The following is a 2773-nucleotide window of genomic DNA, read 5'->3' as shown; positions in this document are numbered from 1 at the left end:
TGGCGTAGGTCGCCAGGGTCGGGCGGGTGACGTACAGCGAGCCCTTGGCCGAGAGAATCCCCAGGTTCACGCCATCCACCGCACCGGAGGCATTGCCGAAGCTCACCACCAGGCCACGCGGCGCCGTGCAGTCCAGGGAGGTCAGCCAGGTGTCCTTGCCAACGCCGTCGTACACCACCGGGACTTTCTTGCCGCCGGTCAATTCCAATACGCGCTGCGGGACGTTTTCCTTGCTGTAGTCGATGACTTCCCAGGCGCCGTGGGATTTGGCGATGGCGGCTTTTTCCGCCGAGCTGACGGTGCCGATCAGCTTCACGCCCAAGGCCTTGGCCCACTGGCAGGCCAGGGAACCAACACCACCGGCGGCGGCGTGGAACAGGATGGTTTCGCCGCCCTTGAGCTCATAGGTCTGGCGCAGCAGGTATTGCACGGTCAGGCCCTTGAGCATCACCCCGGCGGCCTGTTCGAAACTGATGGCCTCGGGCAGGTGAACCAGGTTGGCCTCGGGCAATACGTGCACGTCGCTGTATGCGCCTAGCGGGCCACTGCCATAGGCCACGCGATCGCCGACCTTGAAGCGCGTCACGTCGGAACCAACAGCCTCGACCACGCCCGCGCCTTCGGCACCGAGCCCCGACGGCAGGGCCGGTGGCGGATAAAGACCACTGCGGTAATAGGTGTCGATGAAGTTCAGGCCGACCGCCTTGTTGCTGACGCGGACCTGTTGCGGACCGGGCTCGGCCGGCTGGTAGTCCACGTACTCGAGTACTTCGGGTCCGCCATGGGCGCTGAACTGGATGCGTTTGGCCATCTTCACTTTCTCCTTATCGTGGGACTTTTACCAAGCCTGCTATCGGACTCCTAAGCTTGATCTTCGTCAACTGTGGTGTGGGCGGATGCGGTGTTATCCTGTGCGCCCATTTTGCCGGCGGCCTGTGTACGCCGCGCAGCGTAGCCCTGATCAAGGTGATGTCATGACTACTCGCACCGAGGCCGTGAAAGCCTATCTGCTCGACCTGCAAGACCGCATCTGCGCGGCCCTCGAAACCGAAGACGGTGGCACTCGCTTCGTCGAGGACGCCTGGACCCGGCCTGCCGGCGGTGGTGGTCGTACACGAGTGATTGAAAACGGTACGGTGATCGAAAAAGGCGGCGTCAACTTTTCCCACGTCTTCGGCAGCGGTCTCCCACCTTCAGCCAGCGCCCACCGGCCGGAATTGGCCGGGCGCGGTTTTGAAGCCCTGGGCGTGTCGCTGGTGATTCACCCGCACAATCCCCACGTGCCGACGTCCCACGCCAACGTGCGCTTTTTCATCGCCGAAAAAGAAGGCGAAGAGCCGGTCTGGTGGTTTGGCGGCGGCTTCGACCTGACGCCTTATTACGGCGTGGAAGAAGATTGCGTGCATTGGCACCGCATCGCCCAGCAAGCCTGCGAGCCTTTCGGCCCGGACGTCTATTCGCGCTACAAGGCCTGGTGCGACAGCTATTTCCACATCAAGCACCGCAACGAGCCCCGGGGCATCGGCGGCTTGTTCTTCGATGACCTGAACGAGTGGGACTTCGACACCAGCTTCGCCTTCATGCGCGCCATCGGCGATGCCTACATCGATGCGTACCTGCCAATCGTGCGACGTCGCAAGGATGACAAGTTCACGGCCAAGCAGCGGGAATTCCAGGAGTTCCGCCGTGGACGCTACGTGGAATTCAACCTGGTCTATGACCGAGGCACGCTGTTTGGCCTGCAATCAGGCGGGCGTACCGAATCAATCCTGATGTCTCTGCCGCCGCAGGTTCGCTGGAGCTACGACTGGAAAGCCGAACCGGGCAGCGAAGAAGCGCGGTTGACCGACTATTTCCTGCAGGATCGCGATTGGCTGGCGACGGCCTGAACGGGGAAAAACCATGGACCGCTACGTTGTAATGGGTAACCCGATCGGCCACAGCAAGTCGCCGCTGATCCATCGCCTGTTTGCCGAGCAGACCGGCCAGGCGTTGGACTACAGCACCTTGCTCGCGCCCCTGGAGGATTTCGCCGGTTGCGCCCGGGCATTTTTCCGCGAAGGGCGTGGGGCGAATGTCACCGTGCCGTTCAAGGAAGACGCTTTTCGCCTGGCTGACCAGTTGACCGAGCGGGCGCAACGCGCCGGGGCGGTCAACACCTTGAGCAAGCTGGCCGATGGCCGTTTGCTGGGCGATAACACCGACGGCGCCGGGCTGGTGCGGGACCTGACCGTCAACGCCGGGTTCAGCCTCAAGGGCAAGCGCATCCTATTACTGGGGGCCGGCGGCGCAGTGCGCGGTGCCTTGGAACCGCTGCTGGCCGAAGCGCCGGCGTCGGTGATCATCGCCAATCGAACGGTGGAAAAAGCCGAGCTGCTGGCGGAGTTGTTCGCCGACCTGGGCCCGGTCTCGGCCAGTGGTTTCGATTGGCTGAAGGAGCCGGTGGACCTGATCATCAACGCCACGTCCGCCAGCCTGTCAGGCGATGTCCCGCCGATTGCCGGAAGTCTGATCGAGCCGGGCAAGACCTTTTGCTACGACATGATGTACAGCAAGGAACCGACGTCTTTCTGCCGCTGGGCCCGTGAACACGGCGCGGCGGTGGCGATGGATGGCCTGGGCATGCTCGCAGAACAGGCCGGCGAAGCGTTCTACCTCTGGCGCGGCGTACGCCCGGACACCGCGCCCGTCCTGGCCGAACTACGCCGCCAGCTCGCGCTGTAGGAACTGCATAGGCTGCGTAGCAACTGCATAGGCTGCGTAGGAGCTGCGT

Annotated in this window: 3 protein-coding genes; 2 read left to right on the top strand and 1 reads right to left on the bottom strand. The window is 63.3% G+C overall.

The window, feature by feature from the left end; all coding sequences use genetic code 11:
* The coding region (locus OC610_RS25095) for an NADPH:quinone reductase (protein WP_264431716.1) at positions 1-811 on the bottom strand (811 nt) is incomplete at its 3' end.
* A gap of 163 nt (positions 812-974) precedes the next feature.
* On the opposite strand from OC610_RS25095, the gene hemF reads away from it, so the two are divergent.
* Together hemF and aroE are read left to right on the top strand one after the other, a co-directional pair.
* Positions 975-1889 (top strand): oxygen-dependent coproporphyrinogen oxidase, encoded by a 915-nt coding sequence (gene hemF, locus OC610_RS25090; protein WP_264431714.1) that lies wholly within the window; start codon positions 975-977, stop codon positions 1887-1889.
* Positions 1890-1902: 13 nt separating this feature from the next.
* On the top strand, positions 1903-2724 hold the full coding sequence (gene aroE / locus OC610_RS25085) for a shikimate dehydrogenase (RefSeq protein ID WP_264431713.1): 822 nt from the start codon (positions 1903-1905) through the stop codon (positions 2722-2724).
* Positions 2725-2773 lie beyond the last annotated feature (49 nt).

The organism is Pseudomonas agronomica (genome assembly GCF_025917275.1).
GTDB classification, from domain to species: domain Bacteria; phylum Pseudomonadota; class Gammaproteobacteria; order Pseudomonadales; family Pseudomonadaceae; genus Aquipseudomonas; species Aquipseudomonas agronomica.
Note: the sequence above shows the minus strand (reverse complement) of the source record. Positions and strands in the feature narration are given on the sequence as shown.